Source organism: Haematobacter massiliensis, assembly GCF_000740795.1.
Lineage (GTDB): Bacteria > Pseudomonadota > Alphaproteobacteria > Rhodobacterales > Rhodobacteraceae > Haematobacter > Haematobacter massiliensis.
This window is the reverse complement of record NZ_JGYG01000004.1, coordinates 57,075-80,457: the sequence shown is the minus strand read 5'-3', so window position 1 is coordinate 80,457 and position 23,383 is coordinate 57,075. Positions and strand designations below refer to the sequence as shown.

Annotated in this window: 25 protein-coding genes and 1 pseudogene; 21 read left to right on the top strand and 5 right to left on the bottom strand. The window is 67.9% G+C overall.

The genetic code is table 11. The features are described 5' to 3' along the window. Positions 1–72: 72 nt before the first annotated feature. Positions 73–738 carry an ArsR/SmtB family transcription factor gene (locus CN97_RS08335; RefSeq protein WP_035709781.1) on the bottom strand — a complete coding sequence of 222 codons (666 nt, stop codon included), beginning with the start codon at positions 736–738 and terminating at the stop codon, positions 73–75. 396 nt (positions 739–1,134) lie between these two features. On the opposite strand from CN97_RS08335, the gene CN97_RS08330 reads away from it, so the two are divergent. After that, positions 1,135–1,503 carry an antibiotic biosynthesis monooxygenase family protein gene (locus CN97_RS08330; RefSeq protein WP_035709779.1) on the top strand — a complete coding sequence of 123 codons (369 nt, stop codon included), beginning with the start codon at positions 1,135–1,137 and terminating at the stop codon, positions 1,501–1,503. Then, the gene (locus CN97_RS08325) at positions 1,490–1,900 is read left to right on the top strand and encodes an amino acid-binding ACT domain-containing protein (protein WP_035709774.1); all 411 of its coding nucleotides are present in this window, start codon (positions 1,490–1,492) and stop codon (positions 1,898–1,900) included. The genes CN97_RS08330 and CN97_RS08325 overlap by 14 nt, the downstream gene beginning before the upstream one ends. 59 nt (positions 1,901–1,959) lie before the next feature. On the opposite strand, the gene CN97_RS08320 is transcribed toward CN97_RS08325, so the two are convergent. The 3 genes from CN97_RS08320 to CN97_RS08310 all read right to left on the bottom strand — a co-directional run bounded on the left by CN97_RS08320 (position 1,960) and on the right by CN97_RS08310 (position 4,264). Further along, entirely contained in the window at positions 1,960–2,412 is a 453-nt protein-coding gene (locus CN97_RS08320) for an aldehyde dehydrogenase family protein (protein ID WP_084684056.1), read from the bottom strand. A gap of 74 nt (positions 2,413–2,486) precedes the next feature. Beyond that, on the bottom strand, positions 2,487–3,257 hold the full coding sequence (locus tag CN97_RS08315; protein WP_035709770.1) for a cyclase family protein: 771 nt from the start codon (positions 3,255–3,257) through the stop codon (positions 2,487–2,489). Next, positions 3,254–4,264 carry a fumarylacetoacetate hydrolase family protein gene (locus tag CN97_RS08310; RefSeq protein ID WP_051911078.1) on the bottom strand — a complete coding sequence of 337 codons (1,011 nt, stop codon included), beginning with the start codon at positions 4,262–4,264 and terminating at the stop codon, positions 3,254–3,256. Before CN97_RS08310 ends, CN97_RS08315 begins: the two co-directional genes overlap by 4 nt. A gap of 117 nt (positions 4,265–4,381) precedes the next feature. Here CN97_RS08310 and CN97_RS08305 point away from each other — a divergent pair, with 117 nt between their 5' ends. From CN97_RS08305 to CN97_RS08285, 5 genes are read left to right on the top strand one after another with little or no spacing between them, the layout of a single operon-like run. After that, on the top strand, positions 4,382–5,311 hold the full coding sequence (locus CN97_RS08305; RefSeq protein WP_035709761.1) for an ABC transporter substrate-binding protein: 930 nt from the start codon (positions 4,382–4,384) through the stop codon (positions 5,309–5,311). Between the two features lie 2 nt (positions 5,312–5,313). After that, complete coding sequence (locus CN97_RS08300; protein ID WP_035709759.1) at positions 5,314–5,988, top strand: GntR family transcriptional regulator; 675 nt, start codon at positions 5,314–5,316, stop codon at positions 5,986–5,988. Positions 5,989–6,008: 20 nt separating this feature from the next. Further along, complete coding sequence (locus tag CN97_RS08295; RefSeq protein WP_211253659.1) at positions 6,009–6,776, top strand: ABC transporter ATP-binding protein; 768 nt, start codon at positions 6,009–6,011, stop codon at positions 6,774–6,776. Further along, positions 6,773–7,543 (top strand): ABC transporter permease, encoded by a 771-nt coding sequence (locus CN97_RS08290; RefSeq protein WP_035709754.1) that lies wholly within the window; start codon positions 6,773–6,775, stop codon positions 7,541–7,543. The genes CN97_RS08295 and CN97_RS08290 overlap by 4 nt, the downstream gene beginning before the upstream one ends. Next, entirely contained in the window at positions 7,540–8,310 is a 771-nt protein-coding gene (locus CN97_RS08285) for an ABC transporter permease (RefSeq protein ID WP_211253658.1), read from the top strand. The genes CN97_RS08290 and CN97_RS08285 overlap by 4 nt, the downstream gene beginning before the upstream one ends. Positions 8,311–8,706: 396 nt before the next feature. Here CN97_RS08285 and CN97_RS08280 read toward each other — a convergent pair whose 3' ends face one another. Then, entirely contained in the window at positions 8,707–9,657 is a 951-nt protein-coding gene (locus tag CN97_RS08280; protein WP_035710096.1) for a LysR family transcriptional regulator, read from the bottom strand. A 99-nt stretch (positions 9,658–9,756) separates the two neighbouring features. Between CN97_RS08280 and CN97_RS08275 the strand changes: the two genes are divergently transcribed. The 14 genes and pseudogenes from CN97_RS08275 to CN97_RS08215 all read left to right on the top strand — a co-directional run bounded on the left by CN97_RS08275 (position 9,757) and on the right by CN97_RS08215 (position 23,280). After that, positions 9,757–10,938, top strand: a complete 1,182-nt coding sequence (locus CN97_RS08275) for an ABC transporter substrate-binding protein (RefSeq protein ID WP_035709742.1) — start codon at positions 9,757–9,759, stop codon at positions 10,936–10,938. A gap of 109 nt (positions 10,939–11,047) precedes the next feature. After that, positions 11,048–12,271 (top strand): cytochrome P450, encoded by a 1,224-nt coding sequence (locus CN97_RS08270; RefSeq protein WP_035709740.1) that lies wholly within the window; start codon positions 11,048–11,050, stop codon positions 12,269–12,271. A gap of 116 nt (positions 12,272–12,387) precedes the next feature. Beyond that, positions 12,388–13,146 carry a GntR family transcriptional regulator gene (locus tag CN97_RS08265; protein WP_165496703.1) on the top strand — a complete coding sequence of 253 codons (759 nt, stop codon included), beginning with the start codon at positions 12,388–12,390 and terminating at the stop codon, positions 13,144–13,146. A gap of 57 nt (positions 13,147–13,203) precedes the next feature. Next, positions 13,204–14,382 carry an ABC transporter substrate-binding protein gene (locus CN97_RS08260; RefSeq protein ID WP_035709737.1) on the top strand — a complete coding sequence of 393 codons (1,179 nt, stop codon included), beginning with the start codon at positions 13,204–13,206 and terminating at the stop codon, positions 14,380–14,382. A gap of 22 nt (positions 14,383–14,404) precedes the next feature. Then, a pseudogene (locus CN97_RS21385) lies at positions 14,405–14,593 on the top strand (hypothetical protein); the annotation flags it as partial. A 59-nt stretch (positions 14,594–14,652) separates the two neighbouring features. Next, positions 14,653–15,342 carry a branched-chain amino acid ABC transporter permease gene (locus tag CN97_RS08255; protein ID WP_254915613.1) on the top strand — a complete coding sequence of 230 codons (690 nt, stop codon included), beginning with the start codon at positions 14,653–14,655 and terminating at the stop codon, positions 15,340–15,342. A 38-nt stretch (positions 15,343–15,380) separates the two neighbouring features. Continuing rightward, a complete protein-coding gene (locus CN97_RS08250) occupies positions 15,381–16,424 on the top strand; it encodes a branched-chain amino acid ABC transporter permease (RefSeq protein WP_051911077.1) in 1,044 nt (347 codons plus the stop codon). Next, positions 16,421–17,170 (top strand): ABC transporter ATP-binding protein, encoded by a 750-nt coding sequence (locus tag CN97_RS08245; RefSeq protein WP_035709734.1) that lies wholly within the window; start codon positions 16,421–16,423, stop codon positions 17,168–17,170. The genes CN97_RS08250 and CN97_RS08245 overlap by 4 nt, the downstream gene beginning before the upstream one ends. Next, on the top strand, positions 17,163–17,891 hold the full coding sequence (locus CN97_RS08240; protein ID WP_035709727.1) for an ABC transporter ATP-binding protein: 729 nt from the start codon (positions 17,163–17,165) through the stop codon (positions 17,889–17,891). Before CN97_RS08245 ends, CN97_RS08240 begins: the two co-directional genes overlap by 8 nt. After that, complete coding sequence (locus tag CN97_RS08235; RefSeq protein WP_035709724.1) at positions 17,881–19,068, top strand: cytochrome P450; 1,188 nt, start codon at positions 17,881–17,883, stop codon at positions 19,066–19,068. The genes CN97_RS08240 and CN97_RS08235 overlap by 11 nt, the downstream gene beginning before the upstream one ends. A gap of 42 nt (positions 19,069–19,110) precedes the next feature. Next, a complete protein-coding gene (locus CN97_RS08230) occupies positions 19,111–19,431 on the top strand; it encodes a 2Fe-2S iron-sulfur cluster-binding protein (protein WP_035709722.1) in 321 nt (106 codons plus the stop codon). Further along, entirely contained in the window at positions 19,428–20,642 is a 1,215-nt protein-coding gene (locus CN97_RS08225) for an NAD(P)/FAD-dependent oxidoreductase (RefSeq protein WP_035709720.1), read from the top strand. The genes CN97_RS08230 and CN97_RS08225 overlap by 4 nt, the downstream gene beginning before the upstream one ends. A 722-nt stretch (positions 20,643–21,364) precedes the next feature. Further along, a complete protein-coding gene (locus CN97_RS08220) occupies positions 21,365–22,966 on the top strand; it encodes an FAD-dependent oxidoreductase (protein WP_211253657.1) in 1,602 nt (533 codons plus the stop codon). Further along, positions 22,963–23,280, top strand: coding sequence for a 4Fe-4S dicluster domain-containing protein (locus CN97_RS08215; protein WP_051911076.1), 318 nt, complete (start codon positions 22,963–22,965; stop codon positions 23,278–23,280). Before CN97_RS08220 ends, CN97_RS08215 begins: the two co-directional genes overlap by 4 nt. Positions 23,281–23,383: the final 103 nt, after the last annotated feature.

Below are 23,383 nucleotides of genomic sequence, written 5' to 3'. Positions count from 1 at the left end.
TAAAGCCGCCACCCGAGGGGCACAGGACCAACAGCGCGTCCCCATTGGCCTCGCTCCGGGCGGCTCCGCCGGTCAGCGCAGCCACCCGTTGAAGACCCGCTCGCCTTCGGCGGTAAAGCTGATGACGCGGGAGTTTGGTAATCGCTGTGCCCAGGATCGGGCGATGAAATGGTCCAGTATCGCCTTGCCCAGCCGTCCGGCGAGATGCTGTCGCCGCTGACTCCAGTCAAGGCAGGCGCGGCAGAGCGGGCGGTTGCTTGGCGGAAAATCCCTGAGGTCCAGCCCGATCTCGGTCAGCTTGGTGCTGCCGCGCTCGGTCACGGTCAGATCCTCCGCCAACCATTGATCCCCCTGCATCCGCTCGAAAAGCCGAACCCCCATCTCCCCCGCCAGATGATCGTAGCAGATGCGGGCCTTGCGCAGCGCCGGATCGCGCGGACCGGTGCGCAGGGGTCGCACCGCATCTCTGGAAAAGACCATCAAGGCTTCGAGCAGGCTGCCGACGTGGGAACCGGCCAGACGGAAGTAGCGGTGTCGCCCCTGCGCCTCCACAATCAGCAACTCCCCATCCACCAGCTTGGCAAGATGGGAACTGGCGGTCTGCTTCGTAATTCCGCCGAGGCCCGCCAACTCCGTCGCGGTCAGCGCACGCCCATCCATCAGCGCGATCAGCATCGCACTGCGAGCAGGATCAGCCACCAGGGCGGCGATACGCGCGATATCCGGGCCTTCTCTCATGGTTCGATCTTAACCGAACCATTCCGGATCTCCAATCGGCTAAGTCTCCAATCGGCTCATTCAGGGGCCCACAAGAAAGGGAGAACCCATGATTACCCGCGCTACGCCCTGTCGCATCGACCAGAAGCAGCCTGGCCTCGTCCCGCAATATGCCAGTCGATGCAGGGAATACAGTCTGCGTCGCGGAGCCGGTTCGATGCGCCATTTCGCGCCGCATGAGGGGCGAAGATCGGCCGACTGCCGCGTCTGTTCTACCGGATATGAAAACCGTCGCGCCCCACTGGCGGTGGACCCATCGAAGCGCAAGAACTGCGGATTTGCCAGATGCGAGGCGCTCATCCGGCACGCAAGCCGCCGGTTCGTCACGCGGGTCTCGGCTCCACAGGAGATGCATGTATGATCGCCGTCATTTTCGAGGCCGGGGCTTCGGGCGAGGCGCAGGAGGAGTACCCCGAGCTGGCTGAGCAGCTGCGCCCGCTGCTGGCGACCATTGACGGCTTCATCTCGATTGAGCGTTCCCGGAGCCTGACGATCCCCGGCAGGGTTCTGTCCCTGTCTCTCCGGCGCGACGAAGCGGCGATCGCGGCATGGCGAAACACGCATGAACACCGGCGCGTGCAGGCCGCCGGACGGGATCATGTCCTTGCCGACTACCGTCTGCGTATCGCACCGGCGATACGGGATCACGGTATGACCGCCTGCAATGAGACCCCGACTGACAGCCGCGCGACCCACAAGGGGACACCCGATCATGTTCGACATTGAGTTTCATCTGGAAAACCGTCCGGGCGCGCTCGCCGAACTGGGCGAGACGATGGGCCGGGCCGGGGTGTCGTTCGAGGGCGGCGGGGTGTTCGGCACAGGTGAGCGAGCCATCGCGCACTTCCTGTTCCGCGATGGCGAGGCTGCGGCCCGTGCGGCCCGCGACGCCGGGATCGTGGTCGTGGCGATCCGCAAACCTCTGATCCGCAGATTGAAACAGGGCATCCCGGGCCAGCTTGGCGCGATTTCTCGCGCGCTCGCCAATGCCGGGATCAACATCCTCGTGCAATATTCCGACCATCACAACAGGCTTGTGCTGATCTGCGATCAGGAGGATCTGGCGCGGCAGGCGTCCGGGGAATGGTCCGACCTCGGCGATCTCCGGACGGGTATCCGATGAGCGAATTGCCCCTCTCCGGCGCTGTTCTGATCCTCGTGACCTTTTCGCTGCCGGGGCGGTCAAGGGTGTGTCCCGGCACGAGCATCGCCATGGAATAGGATTGCAGGGCCGCGATACCGCCCTCTGCGCAGAAGCCGCTGTCCATTACGCCGCCAAAGGGCGTTCCGGGCTGCGCCAAGGCAAAGTGGTTCAGCCACAGCATCCGCGGCCACGATCACCGGCCCATGGCCGCCCGGTTCCGTGGTGGATTTCCTCAAGGCCGGCCCCGCGGCCGCGGCTGTGATGCGCCCGACGCGGGTGGAGCCGATCCGCGAGACCTTGTGGATTTCAGGCGCGGCGATCAGCGCCTCCGAGATCTCGGCCGCCTGCCCCCAGAGCAGGCTGACCGCCTGCGGCGTCACACCCGCATCCAGCAGGCAGCGCGCGATGGCCCAGGCGGTCAGCAACGTCTCCCAAACCGGAGACCCGCTCCCGAGCAGACCCCTCCTGCTACCCGCGGGATGGACCGCCATGGAAACCTGAGGAATGGGTCCCCCCTCGGCTTCCCGGTGATTTCCGCCGCCATGCCGGGCAACTGCCAGTCCCCTCAGTCCAGAATGGCGACAGCGCGGCACCACCCTGCGGAGGCCCGTTCGATCTTCACCGGGAAACAGCTGAGCGTGAACCCGGTTGCCGGCAGCGCTTCCAGATTATGGAGTTTCTCGATGTGGCAATAACCGGTGTGCCGCCCTGCCTTGTGGCCCTCCCAGATCAGCGAGGCATCACCGGTTTCCGCGAACTTCCTTGCAGTGTGGACGAATGGCGCATCCCAGCTCCAGCCGTCGGTTCCCGTCACGCGGACACCCTGATCGAGCAGGAACATCGTCGCCTCATACCCCATGCCGCAGCCGCTGCTGACGTAATCGGCCTGACCGAACTTCCTGCCGGCGGAGGTATTGACCACCACGATGTCGAAGGGCTCGAGCACATGACCGATACGGGCCAGCTCCGCCTGTACCTCCGCCGCCGTGACGACATGCCCATCGGGCAGGTGGCGAAAATCGAGCTTCACGCCAGGGCGAAAACACCAATCGAGCGGGATCTCATCGATCCGCAACGACGGCTTTCCGTGGTCCTGCGTCGAGTGGTAGTGCCACGGCGCATCGATATGGGTGCCGTTGTGGGTGGAAAGCGTCACGCGTTCAACCGCCCAGCCCTCTCCATCCGGCAGCTGATCCGGCGTCAGACCGGGGAAATGCGCGAGCATGGAGGGCAGGCTGGCCTTGTGATCGATGTAGTCGATCCGGGGATCGTTGCCGGGCGGGTCGGCCGGAATGTCGTTCGCCAGCGGGACGGAAAGATCGATGATCGTGGTCATTGGGTTTTCTCCTTGGTGGAGGCGGCCGTGGCGACGTGGTTGCGGAGCACTCCTATCCCCTCCACCTCCAGTTCGATCGTGTCGCCGTCCGACAGGAACCAGCCGTTCTCCAACCCGCACCCATTCCCGACGGTGCCGGAGCCGAAGAATTCGCCCGGATGGATCCATTCGTCGCGGCTGACATGGGCGAGGATCTCCTCAAAGCTGAACAGCATTCCCTTGCTCGTGCTGTCGCAGACGGTGCGCCCGTTGATGCGCGCGGTCATCCGCAGGCCGTAGGGATCGGGGATTTCGTCCCGCGTCACGATCCACGGGCCAAGGGCGTTGGAGTTCTCGAAGCTCTTGCCCTTCGAGGGACCAAGCCGGCCCTGCATCTCCTGCATCTGCTGATCGCGCGCGGAGAAGTCGTTGAAGATGGTGTAGCCGAAGATGTGATCCTCCGCGTCCTGCGCGCGGATGTCCTTCCCCTTCCGGCCCGTGACGATGCCGAACTCCAGTTCGTAATCCATCACCCGGCTGTAGCGTGGCCAGACCACGGTGCTTTCCGGCCCGGTCACGGCAAGGCGGTTGGTAAAGTAGTAGATCGGCATCCGGCTGTAGATCTCCGGCAGCTCTGGCAACGCGCGTTCCATGATCCGCGCAACCTCCTGCTCGTCTCCCGCCGCGCGCGCCTCCGCCAGCGCCCGCCCCATTCCCGAACCGGATTGCAGGATGTGGGTCGGAAAGGACATGCCGTCGCGCATCTGCCGCGGCTCCGGCAGCGGGGCAAGCAGGCTTGCCTGCGCGAGCGGGCGGCTGACTTCGCCATCCCCCGTCCGGCGCTCGACCTGTGCGCGCGCCGCATCCAGCCCCGCCTCCCCCGCGTCGATGAGCGCCAGCATGGAAGAGAACATCTGCCGCTCACCCTCCCCTTCGGCGACAGCAGCAAGATCCAAGATGGTGCCGGCCTCCGTATCCACGACACCAATGCGAACGCGGTCTTCCGACCGGTAAGTGGCCAGCTTCATTGCAGTCTCCCCTCCCCCGCACCCGGCTTGACAGGATGCACAATAATCAGGATTGTCGATAAAATGCGGTGGAGTCAACGGGAGGGTTGGTTCCGAACCGGCATGGGGGGAGACGACATGAAACAACGCGCGCTAATCGTGGCGGCAGGGCTTGCCGCAGTGCTTGCGGCACCGGCGGCAGCTCAGAAAATCCACGTCGGCTGCACGTCATCCGCCGATTGCGGAACGGCGATGATCGCCGTGGATCAGGGGATTTTCGAGAAACACGGACTGGACGTGGAGATGACGCGCATCGCGCTGAACTCCAACATTCCGCCCGCCCTCCTGTCGCGATCGCTGGAGATCGGGGGGCCCACATCCTCCGTCTTCCTTCAGGCCGTGGATGGGGGGCTCGATCTCGTCGCGCTGGCCGGCGCCTCGCGTATGCACGAGGCGACGAACGAGGGGACGCTCGCCATCGTGAGGGACGGCGTCACGATCGAAAAGGCACAGGATTTCGTCGGCAAGAAGGTCGGCGTTCCGGGATTCGGCGCGTATATCCACATCCTGTTCAACCGTTACCTGATGGCCAATGGCGTCGATCCCGCGCAGGTGAACATGGTGGAGACGACGTTTCCCTCCATGCCCGATGTGTTGAGGATGGGCGCGGTGGATGCGGTGCTTTCCGGCGGCCCGACGGTGCAGAGGATCCTCTCCGCCGGCTATGGGCATGAGGGCCCGCGCTTCATCGCCGAACTGGGCGGTTCCGCGCCCATCATCTTCTATGCCTCGACCCGCGACTGGGCGGAGGCGAACCCCGAGGCCGTGCAGAAGTTCCGCGCCGCGATCGCGGAGGCGGCGGAGCTTGCCGCAACCGACCGGGAGGTTGTGATTGCATCGGTCGCAAAGTTCACCGAACAGAGCCCCGATCTCGTCCGGGCGACGGCACCGTCGAAATACGACGCCACGCTCTCGGCCGAGGATATCGGCTGGTGGCTCGACCTCATGAAGGCGCAGGGCCTGTTGCAGGGGAATGTCGATCCGGCCGGCGTCATCGCGGCCGACTGAGGATGGAGACCGGGCAGGAACTCGATCTGACCCTGGCCGAGCGTGCGGCGCTCCGCCTGAGGTCGGGCATCCTGTCCGGCGAATTGCGCCCCGGTGACCGGCTTGGCGTCGTGGAAATCGCGCGTCAGTACGACATGGGAACGACCCCGGTGCGGGAGGGCCTCTCGCGGCTCGTCGCGCAGGGTCTCGTCGTCGCGATCGGGCGGCGGGGCTTTCGGGTGAGCGACATCAGCCGGGCCGATCTGGCCGATCTCACGCAGCTGCGCGCTTTGGTCGAGGTGGAGGGCCTGCGCCTCGCCTTCCAGCACGGCGAGGACGGCTGGGAGGCGGAGATACTCGCCTCGCTCCACCGGCTCAAATCCCTGGTCCGCCGCGCGGGAATGGAGGCGCTGGAAGGGACACCGGACTATGACGTGCTGCACAAGGCGTTCCACATGTCGCTTCTGGCCGCCTGCGGATCGCCGCGTCTGCTGGAGGCCGCCTCCACCCTCTACGACCAGGCCTATCGGTATCGCCGGCTGATGCTGCGCCGGCTCACCGACCCGGATCATTTCGTCGCCGTGCATGAGACGCTGGCGGAGGTCGTGCTGGCGCGCGACCACGCCCGCGCCGCGCCGCTGCTTTCGGCGCATCTGGAAACGACGCTGCGCTACGTCTACCCCGACGCGCCCGGCTGACAAACAGGAAGGTGCTCAGCGTGGCCGAAGCCGCCAAGCTTGTTTTCGACACTGTCTCCCTCGCCTTCGGACAGAAGACGATACTGCGTGACATTTCCTTCGCCGTGCCCTCCGGCCAGTTCCTCTGCGTCATCGGGGCGTCGGGATGCGGAAAGACAACCGCCCTCCGGCTGGCCGGCGGCCTTTATGCGCCCAGCAAGGGTACGGTGCGCCTTGACGGCGCGCCGATGACCGGGCCGCGATCAGACGTGGCCATCGTGTTTCAGGATTACGGCAAGGCGCTGCTGCCCTGGCGCACCGCGGCGGGCAATGTCTCTCTGGCCCTCGAAGCGGCGGGAACGCCCCGCGCGGATCGCGCCGCCCGCATCGAGGAACTGCTGACGCTGGTGGGTCTTCCCGGACAGGGCGACAAATATCCCACCGAGATGTCGGGCGGCATGCAGCAGCGGTTGCAGATCGCCCGCTGCCTTGCGCAGAATCCGTCCGTTCTGCTGATGGACGAACCCTTCGGTGCGCTCGACGCCATGACGCGCCAGGGCCTGCAGGACGAGGTTCTGGATCTCGTCGCACGGACCGGGACCACGGTCCTCTTCGTCACCCATGATCTGGAGGAGGCGATCTATCTGGGCGACCGGGTCATCGGCCTGCTTCCCCATCCGGGGCGCGTCGGCATCGACGTGCCGGTACGCCTTCCCCGGCCCCGCAGTCAGCTCGAAACCCGGGAGGAGCCGGAATTCCTGCGCCTGCGCCGCGAACTGTTCGATTTCATCAGGGAATCGGAAGCATGAGCGACCGGCCCTCGCGCTGGATCGGCGCCGTCCTGCCCCTGATCGTACTCGCGGGGCTGGAGTTGTGGCTCCGCAGCGGTGCCATCGTCAGCGATACCCTCGCCCCGCCGAGCGCCATCGCCGCCGCTCTTGCGACGGGCCTTGCCGATGGTTCGGTCCTTCGCGCCACTGGGCAGACGCTGGCCGGGGCCTTCGGGGGGCTGCTGATGGGCGGCGTGCTCGGGATGCTGGCGGGGATCCTGTTCGCGGTGGTGCCCCTCATCGACCGTGCGATGGAAGTGACGGTGGAGGCGCTCCGCCCCATTCCTTCCGTGGCCCTGCTGCCCGTTGCACTGATGGTGTTCGGCTTTGGCTACGGGATGGAATTCGCCATCGTGGGAAAATCCTGCTTCTTCCTCATGCTCATCCTGACCCGCGCTGCGGTGCGCGGGGTCGAGCCCCGCCTTCGCGAGGTGGCGCGCGCGCTTCGCCTGTCGCGCTCCGCCACGGTGGGCAAGATCATCCTCCCCGCCATCCTGCCCCGGCTTTTCGTGGCCTTCCGGCTCGCGGCGAGCCTGGCGCTCGTCATCTCCATCACGATCGAGATTGCGGTCAACCCTCAGGGCCTCGGCTACGGGATCATGACGGCGCAACAGGCGCTCCGCCCGGATCTGATGCTCGCCTATTTCTTCTGGATCGGCTTCATAGGACTTGCGCTGAACGCCCTGCTTCTGGCGGCGCAGGGGAAGCTTTTCGGCCGCGCCGCGCTGGCGGAGGCGAAACCATGAGCGCAATGTCTCCCGCAGCCGCGCGGCTGCTGAGCTTCTTCGTGGCAGCGGCCGTGGTGCTGGCGTGGTACCTCGTCTCGGCTTCCGGTGTGATCTCGCCCCTCTTCCTGCCCGGCCCGGAGAAGGCCTGGGCCTCCCTCGTTCGGGGATTTCAGAACGGGGCGCTCGTCTCGCAGACGCTGGGAACGCTGCGGCACATGTTCTTCGGCTGGCTCGTCGCCTCGGTCCTGGCCATTCTGCTGGGCTCCGCCATCGGCATCTCGCGCACGGCACGGGCCGCGACCACCCCGATGCTGGAGTTCCTGCGGCCCCTCCCCGCCTCCGCCGTCATTCCGCTGGCCATCGCCTTCCTCGGCCTTTCGAACGGGATGGCGACCTTCGTGATCGCCTTCGGGACGATCTGGCCGATCCTGCTCTCCACAATCCATGGTTTTGCCAATGTGGAGCCACGGCTCTATGAGATCGCCCGGGCGCTCAATCTCAGCCGGTTGGAGACCATCTGGAAGATCGTGCTGCCCTCTGCCCTGCCCGACATCCTCGCCGGGATGCGGATCAGCGTCACGGCGGCGCTCATCCTCTCCGTCGTCTGCGAGATGATCGGCGGGCTGGAAGGGCTCGGGCACTACATCATGGTTTCGGCGCGCCTCTACCGGTCTCCCGACCTGTTCGCCGGGGTGATCATCCTCGGCGCCATCGGCTACCTCTCCTCGCTGCTGGTCAGCCTCGTCGAAGCGCGCCTTCTGCGCTGGCGCGAACGCGGTCACTGATCTTCCCCCCGACTGCCCGACCTGCGCCAACACCCCCGCAGGGCGGCAAAGGCGCGGACGGCCGTGTATGTCGAGGAGTGCGAATACATCGGCCCGCCAGGGTATCCGCATGAGCAGGTCATGCCCTCTGCGACGGTGAGACGGCAGGCGGCTCGTGGCATGACGGATGGTGTGGGGCGGACGGCGGGTCACGGCGGGTGTAGGCGGCCTCGCAACGGCCACGGCTATTCGCGGCTGTTCTCCCCGCTCACTGCCCCACCTGCGTATTCGCGGCCACCCGGCCTGCGATTGCGCGCCGAAACACTGCGGGATTGCAGATGCCTTCCCGCCTCGGATGCCCCGCCGCAGCGTCCGGAGCGCCTGGGCGAAACTTGCGCCTATCAGCCGCCCTCCCGTTTACGGCAGGCGGAAGATCGGGGAGCGCGCGTCCACGGAAGGGTCGCGGTTGAGATAGAGCCGCGCGATGATCCCGCGCATCCAGACGACGCCCGGATCGGCATGAAGCCTGCGGTGCCAGAACTGCTTCAACTCGATCAGCGGGATGTCGAAGGGCGGCGGCACCAGTTTCAGCGGCGCGATCCGCGCATAGGCGCGCCCGACGGCAAGCGGCACGATGGAGATGAGGTCCGACGACGCCACCAAGAGCGGCACCGACATGAAATGCGGGGAGCGCAGCACGATGCGCCGCTCGATCCCCAGCTCCTTCATCCGGTGTTCCGCGATCTCCTGGCTGCGCCCCTTCTGCTCCACCACGGCATGTTCCAGCGAGGCGAACTGTTCCAGCGTCAGGCCATCGCCGATCAGGGGGTGATCCGCGCGCACCACACAGGTGAACGGATGCACGAAGAGCTTCTGCTGATAGATCAGCGCCCCCTGAAGGTCGGGGAAATAGCCGAAGGCGATGTCCACGATCCCGTCGGCCAGCGCCTGCTGCAACTCGTCCGGCGGCAGCGACAGGCAGCGCAAGGTGACGCCGGGCGCCTCCCTTCGCAGGGTGGAGAGGATCTCCGGCAGGAACACCAGTTCCCCGATGTCGGAGGTGGAGAAGGCGAAACTGCGCTGCGAGGTCTTCGGGTCGAAGCCGCGCTGGCGCAGCAGGTCCTGGCGCACGATGCCGAGGATGCGGCTCACCGGCTCCTCTATCTGCTGGGCGAAGGGCGTGGGGCGCATCCCCGCCCCCTCGCGCACGAAAAGCTCGTCCCCGAGTGCTGCGCGCAGCTTGTTCAGGCCAAAGCTGGCCGTGGGCTGGCTGGTCTTCAGCCGCGCGGCGGCGGCGGTGACGCTGCCCTCCGCATAAAGTGCCTCAAGAAGGAGAAGCAGGTTGAGGTCCAAGTCACGGTAATTCATGCCGTAGATAATCATAATTTGATAAATTTGCTAAGTAGATTTCAAAACCGCTGCTACGGTTTTGTTGTCGGGCGGAGGAGGTCCGGCAAGGGAGGGAAAATGGACAGACGCAGCTTCCTGGCCGCCGCAGCGGCCGGTGCAACGTTGAGCGCGACCGCGGGCCTGCGCCCGGCATGGGCGGAGGCGAAACCGCTGAAGGTCGGCGTGATCGTTCCGATGACCGGGCCTTTCGCGCCCTATGGCAAGCAGATCGAGACCGCGATGCGGCTCTACCTCGCCCAGCATGGCGAGGAGGTCGCCGGGCGGCGGATCGAACTGGTCGTGAAGGATGATGGCGCGGTCGCCGATGCGACGAAACGGCTCGCGCAGGAACTGGTGGTGCATGACAAGGTGGAGGCGCTGGCGGGCTTCGGGCTGACGCCGCTCGCGCTCGCTGCGGCGCCGATCTCCGCCCGGGCCAAGGTGCCGCAGATCGTGATGGTCGCCGCGACATCGGTGGTGACGGAGAAGTCGCCCTATATCGTGCGCACCAGCTACACCACGCCACAGGTCACCTCGAAGATCGCCGACTGGGTGCTGGAACAGGGCGACCGCAGCGCGGTCACGCTGGTCATGGACTACGGCCCCGGCGTCGATGCGGAGGCGACCTTCAAGACGAAGTTCGAGGCGGCGGGCGGCAAGGTGCTGGAAAGCCTGCGCGTGCCGCTCCAGAACCCGGATTTCTCCGCCTTTCTCCAGAAGGTCGCGGATCTGAAGCCGCAGACGCTGTTCGTCTTCGTGCCGTCGGGCGTGGGCGGGCCGCTGCTGAAGCAATATGTCGAACGCGGGCTGGACAAATCCGGCATCCGGCTCATCGCAGACGGCGGCGTGACGGATGATGAGACCCTGCCGATGATGGGGCCGCCCGCCGAAGGGATCCTGACCGGGTTCCACTATTCCGCCGCGCATGACAGCGACCTGAACCGCAAGTTCGTCGCCGATTACGCGGCGAAGGCGGGCACGCGCCCGGCCTTCATGGGGGTGGCCGCCTGGGACGGGATGCACCTGCTCCATGAGGCGCTGAAGAAGACCGGCGGGATGTCGGATGGCGACAGCCTGATCGCCGCGATGAAGGGCATGGCCTGGGAAAGCCCGCGCGGCCCGATCTCCATCGACCCGGAGACGCGCGACATCGTGCAGAACGTCTATATCCGCAAGGTCGAACGCCGCGACGGCGAACTCTGGAACGTGGAGTTCCAGACCTACGAGGCCGTGCGCGACCCGGGGAAATCCGCGGCCTGAACGCCCTTGCCCCGACGCCCCCACCCCCGGGCGTCCCGTCCGGCGCGGTCCGTTCCGCGCCGGACGCGCGGATGCGCCCGCCAGTCCCATTTCCCGCCAGGAGAAAGCCATGACCGCCACCGCGCTCAGACCCCTTGCCGCCCCGCCGCCGGGCGTGCCCGTCTCCGACCTCGACCCCTTCGACATCGCCTATTTCGACGATCCCTATCCGGCGCAGGAGGCGCTGCGGGAGGCGGGGCCGGTCGTCTGGCTGTCGCGCTACGGCATCTATGCCGTGGCGCGCTATGCGGAGGTCCATGCCGTGCTGAACGACTGGCAGACCTTCTGTTCCTCCCGCGGGGTGGGACTGTCCGACTTCGCCCGCGAAAAGCCGTGGCGCCCGCCGAGCCTCGTGCTGGAGACCGATCCGCCGGAGCATGACCGCGCCCGCGCCGTGCTGCAGCGCGTGCTCTCTCCCCTAGTGATGCGGCGGCTGAAGGAGGATTTTGCCGCCGCCGCCGACACATTGGTCGCGGGGTTGGCGGCGCGGGGCGCAATCGACGGCATCGCCGATCTGGCGGAGGCGTTTCCGCTGTCGGTGTTCCCCGATGCGGTGGGGCTCTGCAAGGAGGGGCGGGAGCATCTGCTGCCCTATGCCGGGCTCGCCTTCAACGCCTTCGGGCCGGACAACCGCCTGCGCCGGGAGGCGCTGGAACGCGCCGCGCCGCATGTCGCCTGGGTGACGGAGCAATGCCGGAGGGAGAACCTCTCCCCCGACGGCTTCGGCGCCGCCGTCCATGCCGCCGCCGATACGGGGGAGATCACCCCGGAGGAGGCGGTGCTGCTCTGCCGCTCCCTGCTGACGGCGGGGCTCGACACCACGGTGAACGGCATCGGCGCGGCGCTCTTCTGCCTGGCGCGCAACCCCGGTGAATTCGCGCGGCTGCGCGCGGACCGGACGCTGGCGCGCGCCGCCTTCGAGGAGGGGATCCGGTTCGAAAGCCCGGTGCAGACCTTCTTCCGCACCACCACGCGGGAGGTGGAGGTCGGCGGGATCACCCTGCCGGAGGGCGCGAAGGTGCTGATGTTCCTCGCCTCCGCCAACCGCGATCCCCGCCGGTGGGAGGCGCCGGAGAGCTATGACATCGGGCGGCGCGCCTCCGGCCATGTCGGCTTCGGCTCCGGCGTGCACATGTGCGTGGGCCAGCTCCTGGCCCGGCTGGAGGGGGAGGTGGTGCTGGACGCCCTGGCCCGTCACTGCTCCGCGATCAACCTCGCGGGGGAGCCGCAGCGCAGCTACAACAATACGCTTCGCGGCCTGGCCGCTCTGCCAGTGCAGCTCGTCGGGGGATAAATGTATACACTCATACTGGCGGCACTCATACTTTAGGGGGAGTTAACCGCGAGTATCGCGCAAATCCTTTGCGAGAATCGTCTTCCATGTATACCACTGATGCAGGAGGAGCCACCGTGACCGAGGAAGCCATCCCTGCAGATGCCCAGGCGGGTACACAGACCTCGCGCGCCGTCATGGGGATGCGCGACCTGATCGTGACTGGCGCAATGGTGCCGGGCGAGCGGTTCACGGAGGTTCTTCTGGCCGAGCGGCTATGCATGTCGCGGACCCCGATCCGCGCGGCCATCCAGCAGTTGCGGGAGGAGGGGCTGCTTGAGCCGCTCACCTCAGGCGGCTTCACCGTGCGGGGGTTTCTGCCACGGGAAATCGCTGAGGCCATCGACATCCGCGGTGCCATCGAGGGGCTTGCCGCCCGCCTTCTGGCAGAGCGGGGCGGGGCGGAGGACGCGCTCTCCCGCCTCGACCATGTGCTCGACGGTATCGACACGGTGCTGGAGGCGCCGGTCTTCGGCCCGGCCCAGGTCATGCGCTATTCCGCGGTGAACGCGGAATTCCATGCCGGGCTGGTGGCGGCCACCGGATCGGCACTGCTCCGGCAGGAGGCGCAACGGGCCAATGCGCGGCCCTTCGCCTCCGCCAGCGCGCTGGTGCAATTGAATGAGAATACCGAACAGGCGCGGCGTCACCTGATCGTCGCGCAGGACCAGCACCGCGCGGTGCTGGAGGCGATCCGCGCCCGGGAAGGCGCGCGGGTGGAGGCGATCCTGCGCGAACATGCGCGGCTGTCGCATCGCAATCTGATGCGGGCGCTTCGCCTGCACAAGCCGCTCGACGGTCTGCCGGGGGCGAGCCTGATCCGCCGCTACGGCTGATCCGGGACGATCCGGGTGCGGGAAGGGAGCCTGCATCCGAAAATGGGGAGGAGAAAGATGAAACGACGCAACCTGCTTGCGGGCGCCATACTCGGCGTGTCCGCGGTTCTCGCCGGGCTTCCGGCGCTGGCGGCGGATGAGCCGCTGAAGGTGGGGCTCATCCTGCCGATGACCGGCCCCTTCGCCTCCACCGGGCGGCAGATAGAAGCGGCGGCAAAGCTCTACATCGCCGAACATGGCGCGAGTGTCGCCGGGCGCGAGGTCGAACTGCTGGTGAAGGATGACGCGGGCGTCGCCGACACCACCAAACGGCTGGCGCAGGAGCTGATCGTGAAGGACAAGGTGGCGGTGCTGGCAGGCTTCGGCCTGACGCCGCTGGCCATGGCGACCGCACCGCTCGCCACCCGGGCCAAGGTTCCGGCCGTGGTCATGGCGGCGGCCACCTCCTCCATCACCGAACAATCGCCCTATATCGTGCGCACCAGCTACACCACGCCGCAGGTCACCTCGAAGATCGCGGAATGGGCGGCGAAGGAGGGCATCCGGTCGGCCGTCACCATCGTCTCCGACTACGGCCCCGGGATCGACGCGGAAAAGACCTTCGTGGCGGATTTCAGCAAGGCCGGGGGTCAGGTCTCCGAATCCCTCCGCGTGCCGCTGGCGAACCCGGACTTCTCGCCCTTCCTGCAGAAGGTCGCGGACCAGAAGCCCGATGCGATCTTCGTCTTCGTGCCCTCCGGCGTGGGCGCGCCCTTCATGAAGCAATATGTGGAACGCGGGCTGGACAAGTCCGGCGTCCGGCTGCTGGCCGATGGCGGGATCACGGATGACGACATCCTGAACGGCATGGGCGATCCGGCGCTGGCCGCGATCACGGGCTTCCACTACTCCGCCGCGCATTCGAGCCCGGAGAACCGCGCCTTTGTCGAGGCCTTCACCAAGGCCAACCCGGGGATGCGCCCGAACTTCATGGCCGCAGGCGGCTATGACGGGATGCATGCGATCTATGCCGCGCTGGAAAAGACCGGCGGCAAGTCGGATGGCGACAGCCTGATGGAGGCGATGAAGGGCCTGAGCTGGATCAGCCCGCGCGGCCCGATCACCATCGACCCCGAGACGCGCGACATCGTGCAGAACGTCTACATGCGCAAGGTCGAGCGGGTGAACGGTGAGCTCTGGAACGTCGAATTCGAGACCTTCGAGGCAGTGAAGGATCCCGGCAAGGCCGACTCCTGACCTGAGGCCACCACGGCTTCCGATGCCCCGCTCCGGCGCCCATTCGGCGCCGGGCTGCCCCTCCCTGTCCCGTCATTCTCCCTGTCCTGTCATGGAGCCTTTCGCCATGCTGACCATCCTCATCGACGGCATCGCCTATGGGATGCTGCTCTTCATCCTGGCGGCGGGGCTTTCGGTCACGCTCGGGCTGATGAATTTCATCAACCTCGCGCATGGGGCCTTCGCGCTGCTGGGCGGTTATGCCACGGCGATCCTGATGAACCGCTGGGGGTGCCGTTCCTGCTCACCCTGCCGGTGGCCTTCCTGCTGCCCGCGCTGGCGGGCGCGCTGGCGGAGAGGACGCTCTACGCCCGGCTCTACCGGCGCAGCCATCTGGACCAGGTGCTCTTTTCCATCGGCCTCGTCTTCATGGTCGTGGCGGCGACCGACTACCTGATCGGCTCGCAGCAGCAGCTGATCACCCTGCCGCCCTGGCTTCAGGGCAGGTTCGATTTCTTCGGCATTCCCGTGGGCCGCTATCGTGCCTTTCTGATCGTGCTCTGTTCGGTGCTGGTGGTGGGGCTGCAACTGGTGCTGACCCGCAGCCGCTTCGGCTCCCGCCTGCGGGCGGCGGTGGACGATCAGCGGGTGGCGCGCGGGCTGGGCATCAAGGTGTCGACCATCTTCGCCGCCACCTTTGCCTTCGGCTCCGGCCTGGCCGGTCTGGGCGGGGCGCTGTCGGTGGAGATCCTCGGAATGGATCCGACCTTCCCGCTGAAATACATGATCTATTTCCTCATCGTCGTGACCATCGGCGGCACGGCGGGGCTGATCGGCCCCTTCATCGCGGCCCTGCTGATCGGCGTCGCGGATGTGGCGGGGAAATACTACGTGCCGCAGCTCGGCGCCTTCCTCATCTACCTGCTGATGATCGCAATCCTCGTCTGGCGCCCGCAGGGGCTCATCGCCCGCTCCCGCTGATCCCCTACTGATCCGCGCCCGCTGAAAGGAAACGCCCCATGGCCACAGACATTCCCTTCACCCAGCCCGCGCCCGTCGCGGCGCGCCCCACCGCCGTCGCGCTGGAGGCGCGGGCGCTCTCCAACCTCGGCCGCACGGGGCGCTGGAAGCCCGCCGAATTCGCCTTCTGGGCGCTCGCTGCGGCGACCTTCTTCCTGCTGCCCGACAAGCACCTGCTGCTGACGGAAATCGCCATCCTCGGGCTTTTTGCGCTCTCGCTGGACCTGATCCTCGGCTACGCGGGCATCGTGTCGCTGGGGCATGGCGCCTTCTTCGGGCTGGGCGCCTATGTGGCGGGGCTGGTCTCCGTGCATCTGACGGGGGAGCCGATCACCGGCCTGCTGCTCGCGGGGGCGGCGGCGGCAGTGCTCGGCGCGGCGACGGCGCCGCTCCTCCTGCTGCGCGCCTCCGACCTCACCCGGCTGATGGTGACGCTCGGCATCGCCATGCTGCTCCTGGAGGCCGCGAACAAGGCCGCCTGGCTGACCGGCGGCGCGGACGGGTTGCAGGGCGTCTGGATCGACCCGCTCTTCGGGCGGTTCGAGTTCGACCTGATGGGCACCACGGCCTATGCCTATTGCCTGATCGTGACCTTCCTGCTGTTCCTCATCGCCCGCCGGGTGGTGACATCGCCCTATGGCCTTTCGCTCCGCGCGATCCGGGACAATACGCTGCGCTCCGCCACCATCGGCATTCCCGTGGGCAAGCGGCTGGTGGCGATCTATGCGCTTTCCGCCGGCATCGCAGGCATCGCGGGCGGGCTGCTGACGCAGACGACGATGTTCGTCTCCCTCGACGTGCTGGCCTTCCACCGCTCGGCGGATGTGCTTCTGGTGCTGGTCCTCGGCGGTGTCGGCTATCTCTACGGCGGGCTGATCGGGGCGGTGGTGTTCAAGCTGCTGCAGGACGTGCTCTCCAACCTCACGCCGCAATACTGGATGTTCTGGATCGGGCTCATCCTCGTCGTCATCGTCCTGATCGGGCGGGACCGGATCAATGCCGCGCCCCGCGCCCTCTGGACCCGCATCCGGGGGGGCAAATGAGCGCCGCGCTTCAGACCATCCACCTGCGCAAACGCTTCGGCGGGCTGACGGCGACCGATGACGTGAGCTTCACGCTGGCCCACGGTGCGCGCCATGCGCTGATCGGTCCGAACGGCGCGGGCAAGACCACCTTCGTCAACCTGCTGACCGGGGTTCTGGCCGCGAACGAGGGGCAGGTGCTGCTCGACGGCACCGATGTCACCCGCCTGTCGCAACAGGACCGCGCGCGGCGCGGTCTGGGCCGGACCTTCCAGATCAACCAGCTTTTCCCCGCCATGACGCCGGTGGAATCCATCGGCCTTGCCGTGTCGGAGCGGATGGGCGGCGGCGGCGATTTCTGGCGCGGGCTGGGCACGCGGCGCGACATCGTGGCGGAGATCGTGGAGCTTTGCGAACGCTTCCGGCTGACGGATGTGATGGATCACCAGACGCGCAGCCTGCCCTACGGCAAGCAGCGGCTGCTGGAGATCGCTGTGGCGCTGGCCGGAAATCCCCGCGTCCTGCTGCTCGACGAACCCGCCGCAGGCGTGCCGGAGGCGGAGCGGCAGGAGCTGCTGGACACGCTGGCCGCGCTGCCGAAGGACGTGTCCATCATGCTGATCGAGCATGACATGGACCTGGTGTTCTCCTTCGCCGACCGGATCTCCGTGCTGGTCAACGGCGCGCTCTTTGCCGATGGCACGCCGGCCGAGGTGATGGCCGATCCGCGTGTCCGCGATGTCTATCTGGGGGGCGAGCATGGCTGATCTTCTGGAACTCCGCGACCTGACCACCGGCTATGGCGATGCGGTGGTGATCCGCAACCTCTCGCTCAGGCTGGCGGAGGGGGAGGCGCTGGCCGTGCTAGGCCGCAACGGCGTCGGCAAGACCACGCTGCTGGACAGCATCATCGGTGTGACCCGCCGCTTCGGCGGCACCGTCACGCTCAGCGGCGCGGATCTCACCCGTGCCGCGCCGGAGGCCCGCGCCGCGGCGGGCATCGGCTGGGTGCCGCAGGAGCGCAACATCTTCCGTTCGCTGACGGTGGAGGAAAACCTGACCGCCACCGCCCGGCCCGGCAAATGGACGCTCCGCCGTGTCTACGAGATGTTTCCCCGGCTGGAGGAACGCCGCGCCAACCTGGGCAACCAGTTGTCGGGCGGGGAGCAGCAGATGCTGGCCGTGGGCCGGGCGCTGATGCTCAACCCGCGCGTGCTGCTCCTCGATGAGCCGACGGAGGGCCTCGCCCCGATCATCGTGGAGCATCTGCTCGCCTCCATCCGCCGGATCATCCGGGAGGAGGGGATGGCCACGATCATCGTCGAACAGCACGCCCGCAAGATCCTGGGCGTCACCGACCGCGCCGTGATCCTGGACCGGGGACGGGTCGTGCATGAGGGGGCGAGCGCCGCGCTCCTTTCCGATCCCGCCGCGCTGGAAACCCATCTCGGCGTCATCGCCAAACAGGGAGCCACCCATGCAAGCTGACACGACGCTCGCCCCGCTGGATGAGACGATCACCCTCGACCAGCTTCACCTCGACCCCTATCCGATCTACCGCCGCCTGCGGGCGGAGGCGCCGGTGCTGCGCGTCAAGGCGGCGGGCCGGACGTTCCTGACCCGGGCGAGCGACACGAAATACGTAAAAGACACGCCGGAGATCTTCTCCTCCAACGATCCGAACACGCCGATGCGCCCCGCCTTTCAGGCCCATACCCTGATGCGCAAGGACGGGCCGGAGCATCTGGCGGAGCGGATGGCCATGGCCCCCGCGCTGATGCCGAAGACGGTGCAGGAGGTCTGGCAGCCGCTTTACCGGCAGTTCGCGGGCGACTATCTCGACCGGCTGCCGAAGGGGGAGATCGTGGACCTGCACAGGCTGGTCTCCGGCCCGCTGGCCGCGCGGATCCTCGCCCATATCCTCGGCATTCCCGAGGCGACGGATGAGGAGATGATCTTCTGGAGCCAGGCGCTGATCGACGGGGCGGGGAATTTCGGCTGGCAGGCGGAGCCCTTCGCCGTCTCCGACCGCGCCAATGCCGAGATGGACGCGCTCTTTGCCCGCTGCGTTGAGCGGGTGCGGGCGGAGCCGGACCGCTCTGCGCTCTCCGTCATGGTCAATGCGGAAAACCCGATCCCGATGAGCCAGATCTACGCCAATATCAAGATCGCCATCGGCGGCGGCATCAATGAGCCGCGCGACGCGCTTTCCACCATCGTCTACGGCCTGCTGACGGAGCCGGAGCAACTGGAGGAGGTCCGGCGCACCGGCAAATGGGGTCAGGCGTTTGAGGAGGGCGTGCGCTGGGTCGCGCCGATCCAGGCCTCCTCCCGCCTCGTGATGGAGGATGTGGAGATCCGCGGCTGCCTGATCCCGAAGGGCGACACGGTGATGACCATTCAGGCCTCCGCCAACCATGACGAGGATCTCTACGACCACCCCGAACGCTTCGACGTGTTCCGGGCAAAGAACCCGCACCAGTCCTTCGGTTCCGGCCCGCATCATTGCGGCGGCGTGCATATCTCCCGCCGGACGGTGGGGGCGGTGATGCTGGAGCTGCTCTTCGAGCGCTTCCCGGCCATCGCCCTGCCCGACCCGGAGGTCGTGCAGTGGCGCGGCTTCGGCTTTCGCGGCCCGATAAACCTTCCTGTCATCCTGAACTGACCGCGGCCCGCCGCGCCGCGGATTTTGCGAGGAGCCATCCCCATGAAGATCATCTATATCGCCGCCGACGGCACCGAGACGCAAGTGGAGGCACGCGCGGGCGACAGCGTGATGCAGGCCGCCGTTGCCAATGATGTCGACGGCATCATCGGCGAATGCGGCGGGTCGATGATGTGCGCGACCTGCCATTGCTACGTGGACGACGCTTGGACCGAGGCCACCGGCGGGCGCGGCGAGGGGGAGGACGATCTCCTGGACTGCGCCGCCTCCGAGGTGAAGCCGACGAGCCGCCTGTCGTGCCAGATCAGGATGCGCGAGGATCTGGATGGTCTCGTCGTGCATCTGCCCGAGGCGCAGATATGACGCCGCTCGCCCCCGATGCGCGGGTGGTGGTGATCGGCACCGGGCAAGGCGGGTTTCAGGTTGCCGCCAGCCTCCGGCAGGAGGGGTTCGCAGGCCCCGTGACCCTGATCGGCGAGGAGCCGGGCCTCCCCTATCAGCGTCCGCCGCTCTCCAAGGCCTATATGGCCGACGGGGAGGCGGAGCGGCTGCTGCTGAAGCCCGCGGGGTTCTACGACCGCTCCGCCCTGACGCTGGTGGAGGCGCGGGCAACCGGGATCGACCGGGAGACCCGCGTGGTGCAGACGGAGGGCGGCGCGGCGCATCCCTATGACCATCTGGTGCTCGCCACCGGCGCGCGCGCCTTCCGCCCGCCGGTGCCGGGGCTGGACGCGGACGAGGTGGTGGAGCTGCGCACGCTGGCCGATGCCGCGCTGCTGCGCGACCGGCTGGCACGGACCCGCCATGCCATCGTGGTGGGCGGCGGGTTCATCGGGCTGGAATTCGCGGCGATGGCGCGGGCGGCAGGCGTGGCCGTGACGGTGCTGGAGACAGCGCCCCGGCTGATGGCGCGGGCGCTGTCCCCCGCCATGTCGGACTGGTTCCTGGCCGCGCATCGCGCCATGGGGACGGAGGTTCTGCTCGGCGCCTGCGTGGAGGCGGTGGAGAACGGGCGCGGCGTGCGCCTCACCGACGGGCGGATGGTCGCGGGGGATCTGGTGCTGGCCGCGACGGGAGTGCGCCCGAATGCGGAACTGGCGGCGGCGGCGGGCCTCACGGTGGAAAACGGCGTGGTGGTCGATGGCCGGCTGCTGACCTCCGACCCGGCGATCTCCGCGCTTGGCGATTGCGCGGCCTTTCCGCTGCCGGAGGGCGGGCGGGTGCGGCTCGAATCCGTGCAGGCCGCGGTGGACCATGCGCGCCACATCGCCCGGCGTCTGGCGAAGGGAGAGGAGGCGGACTACGCCGCCGTGCCCTGGTTCTGGAGCGATCAGGGCAAGCACAAGCTTCAGATCGCGGGGCTCGGCACCGGCGCGGAGGAGGTTGTCGCCCTGCCGCAGGCGGAGGGGCAGGCGGTGGTGCTGCTCTTCCGCGCGGGCCGTCTTGCCGCGGTGGAGACAGTGAACGCAGTGCCGCAGCACATGGCCGCCCGGAAGCTCATCGGTGCGCCGCAAGCGCTGCTGGAGGCGGCAGGATACGATCTGAAGGACGCGTTGAAGACAGGCGCGGCGTAGGTTCGCTCGGGCCTGATCCGGCTCTCCTCGATCCGGCTTCGGCGAGGCCATGACAAGCTCGACCCGGTCCGCAGCAGGCGCGGGAAGCGCTACCGGCCTCGGTCAACGCGGTCGCGGATATTTTCTTCGGCGAAAGGGGCGGCATGGCGAATGCGGCAGCAAAGCCGGCAACCAGGTCGGCCGGTTCGGGCACCATCGGCACCCGGTGCGTCTGCGTGCAGCCCTAACCACTGCGCTCCGGGGATTCCGCCCGTCCCTAGGCGCCGCGCGGGCTGGTGAAGCGGCGGTAACCGCCTTCAGGCCGCGCCATCCGAAGCGCCGTCGACACAGGCGCCAGCCCGCGCCCAAGCGGGCACCCGCAACGGATACCGAAATCTGTAACAGCGTGTAGCCCGGCCAAGACAACATTGCAGGCGCCCGCCCGCCCGTGGCGTGATGCCCAGCTGGATGACGCCCCGTCCCGTCTCGCCGCGCCGGTCGTGCCGGTCTGGATGCTGGCGGCCCAACTGGGATCGCGCGCTGCGATAGCGGCGGAGGTGGGAGACGAGGCGCGCCTGACAGGTCGTTGCCCCGCCACTGACCCGCGCCTGAAATGAAAACCTGCTGCGCAACCTTTCGGGAAAGGAAGAAACCGCCTGCGGGGGCCGCAAAATCACTTCTTATTGTCTATTTACTTACTATACATATAGCGCCACCTTGGGCCCGAACCGAAGGAGGTGACTGTGACAGAGCGTTCCACCCTTTCCATTGCGAGCCGCGATCTCGATGCCGATGTGCTGGTGATCGGCGGCGGTCCCGCGGGCACCTGGGCTGCGATTTCCGCGGCGAGCCAGGGCGCGCGGGTGATCCTGGCCGACAAGGGCTTTTGCGGCACCTCCGGCGCCACCGCGCCCTCGGGCACCGGCGTGTGGTATGTGCCGCCCGATCCCGCCCGGCGCGCCAAGGCGATGAACAGCCGTTGGGACCTCGGCGGGCGGCTGGCGGATCCCGCATGGATGCGCCGGGTGCTGGACCGGACCTATGAGAACGTCAACCTGCTCGCGGACTGGGGCTTTCCCTTCCTGGACGACGGCGCGGGCGGGCAGGTGCGCACCTCGCTCGACGGGCCGGACTACATGCGGCTGATGCGCAAACGGGTGAAGGCGGCGGGGGTGCGCATCCTCGACCATTCCCCGGCGCTGGAGCTGCTGCGCGACGCCTCCGGCGCGGTGGCGGGGGCGACGGGCATCCGGCGGCAGCGCGGCGATGTCTGGACGGTCCATGCCGGCGCCGTGGTGATCGCGACGGGCGGCTGCGCCTTCCTCTCCCGCGCGCTCGGCACCAATGTGCTGACCGGCGACGGCTATCTGATGGCCGCGGAACTGGGGGCGGATCTGTCGGGAATGGAGTTTTCCTCTTCCTACGCGATGGCGCTGGCCAACGGGTCGGTGACGAAGACGCGGTTCTACGACTGGGCGGAATTCACCTATGCCGACGGCTCGCCCATCCCCGGGGCGGCGTCGAAGGGCGGCCGGTCCGCCATCGCCCGCACACTGGGTAGCGGGCGGGCGGTCTATGCCCGGCTGACCGCGGATGCGGAGGAGCAGCGCGCCATGCGCCACCACCAGCCCAACTTCTTCTTGCCGCTCGACCGCTCGGGGCTGGACCCGTTCACCGACCGCTTCCCCGTCACGCTGCGGCTGGAGGCGACGGTGCGCGGCACCGGAGGGCTCCGGCTGGTGGATGAGACCTGCGCCACCACGGTGCCGGGGCTTTACGCGGCGGGCGATGCCGCGACGCGGGAGCTGATCTGCGGCGCCTTCACCGGCGGGGGCAGCCACAATGCCGCCTGGGCGATGTCCTCCGGCTTCTGGGCCGGGGCCGGGGCGGCGGGCCATGCGCGCGCCCATCGCGGGCGCGGCGCGGTCCGTTCCGGCGGGCTCGGCCTGCGGGACGGCGCGCGCGGGCCGATCGACGCGCAGGCGCTGATCGCCGCCGTCCGGGGCGAGGTGCTGCCCTACGAGCACACCTATCAGCGGCACGGCGACCGGCTCTCCGCCTCGCTCTCCCGTCTGGATGGGCTGTGGGCGGGGCTGCACGGCGCCGATGCCGCGACGCGGGCCGAGGCGGTGCGCACCCGCGAAGGCATCGCCATGCTGGCGACAGCCCGGTGGATGTATCGCTCCGCACTGGCCCGCACGGAGAGCCGGGGCATGCACAAGCGCGAGGATTTCCCCGGCCAGGACGAGGCGCAGCGCCACCACATCCTCTCCGGCGGGCTGGATGAAGTCTGGACGACGACCGCGCCCGCCGCCTCGCCCGCGCATGAGGTTCTGGCGGCATGATCGAGCTCATCTCCGCCACCCGCTGCACCGGCTGCAACATCTGCGTCACCGCCTGCCCGACCAATGTCTTCGACGCGGTGAAGGGCAGCATCCCGGTGATCGCCCGCAAGGACGACTGCCAGACCTGCTTCATGTGCGAAGTGTGGTGCCCGGAGGATGCACTCTACGTCGACCCCGACGCCGACCATGCCACCGGCGTGACGGAGGCGGAGCTGGAGCGGCGCGACCTCTTCGGCAGCTACCGGCGCGCGGTCGGCTGGGCAGAGGGCGGCCGCATCGCCCCCCCGCCGGAGGTGATGCAGCGCCTGCGCTGAAGGCCCCGCCGACCGCGCGGACCGCGTATCGTCGCGCCTGCGGCCATATACCTGCGCCCCTCCTCCCTCCGGCGCGAAGGGGAGCACCCGCCGTCACCGGTTT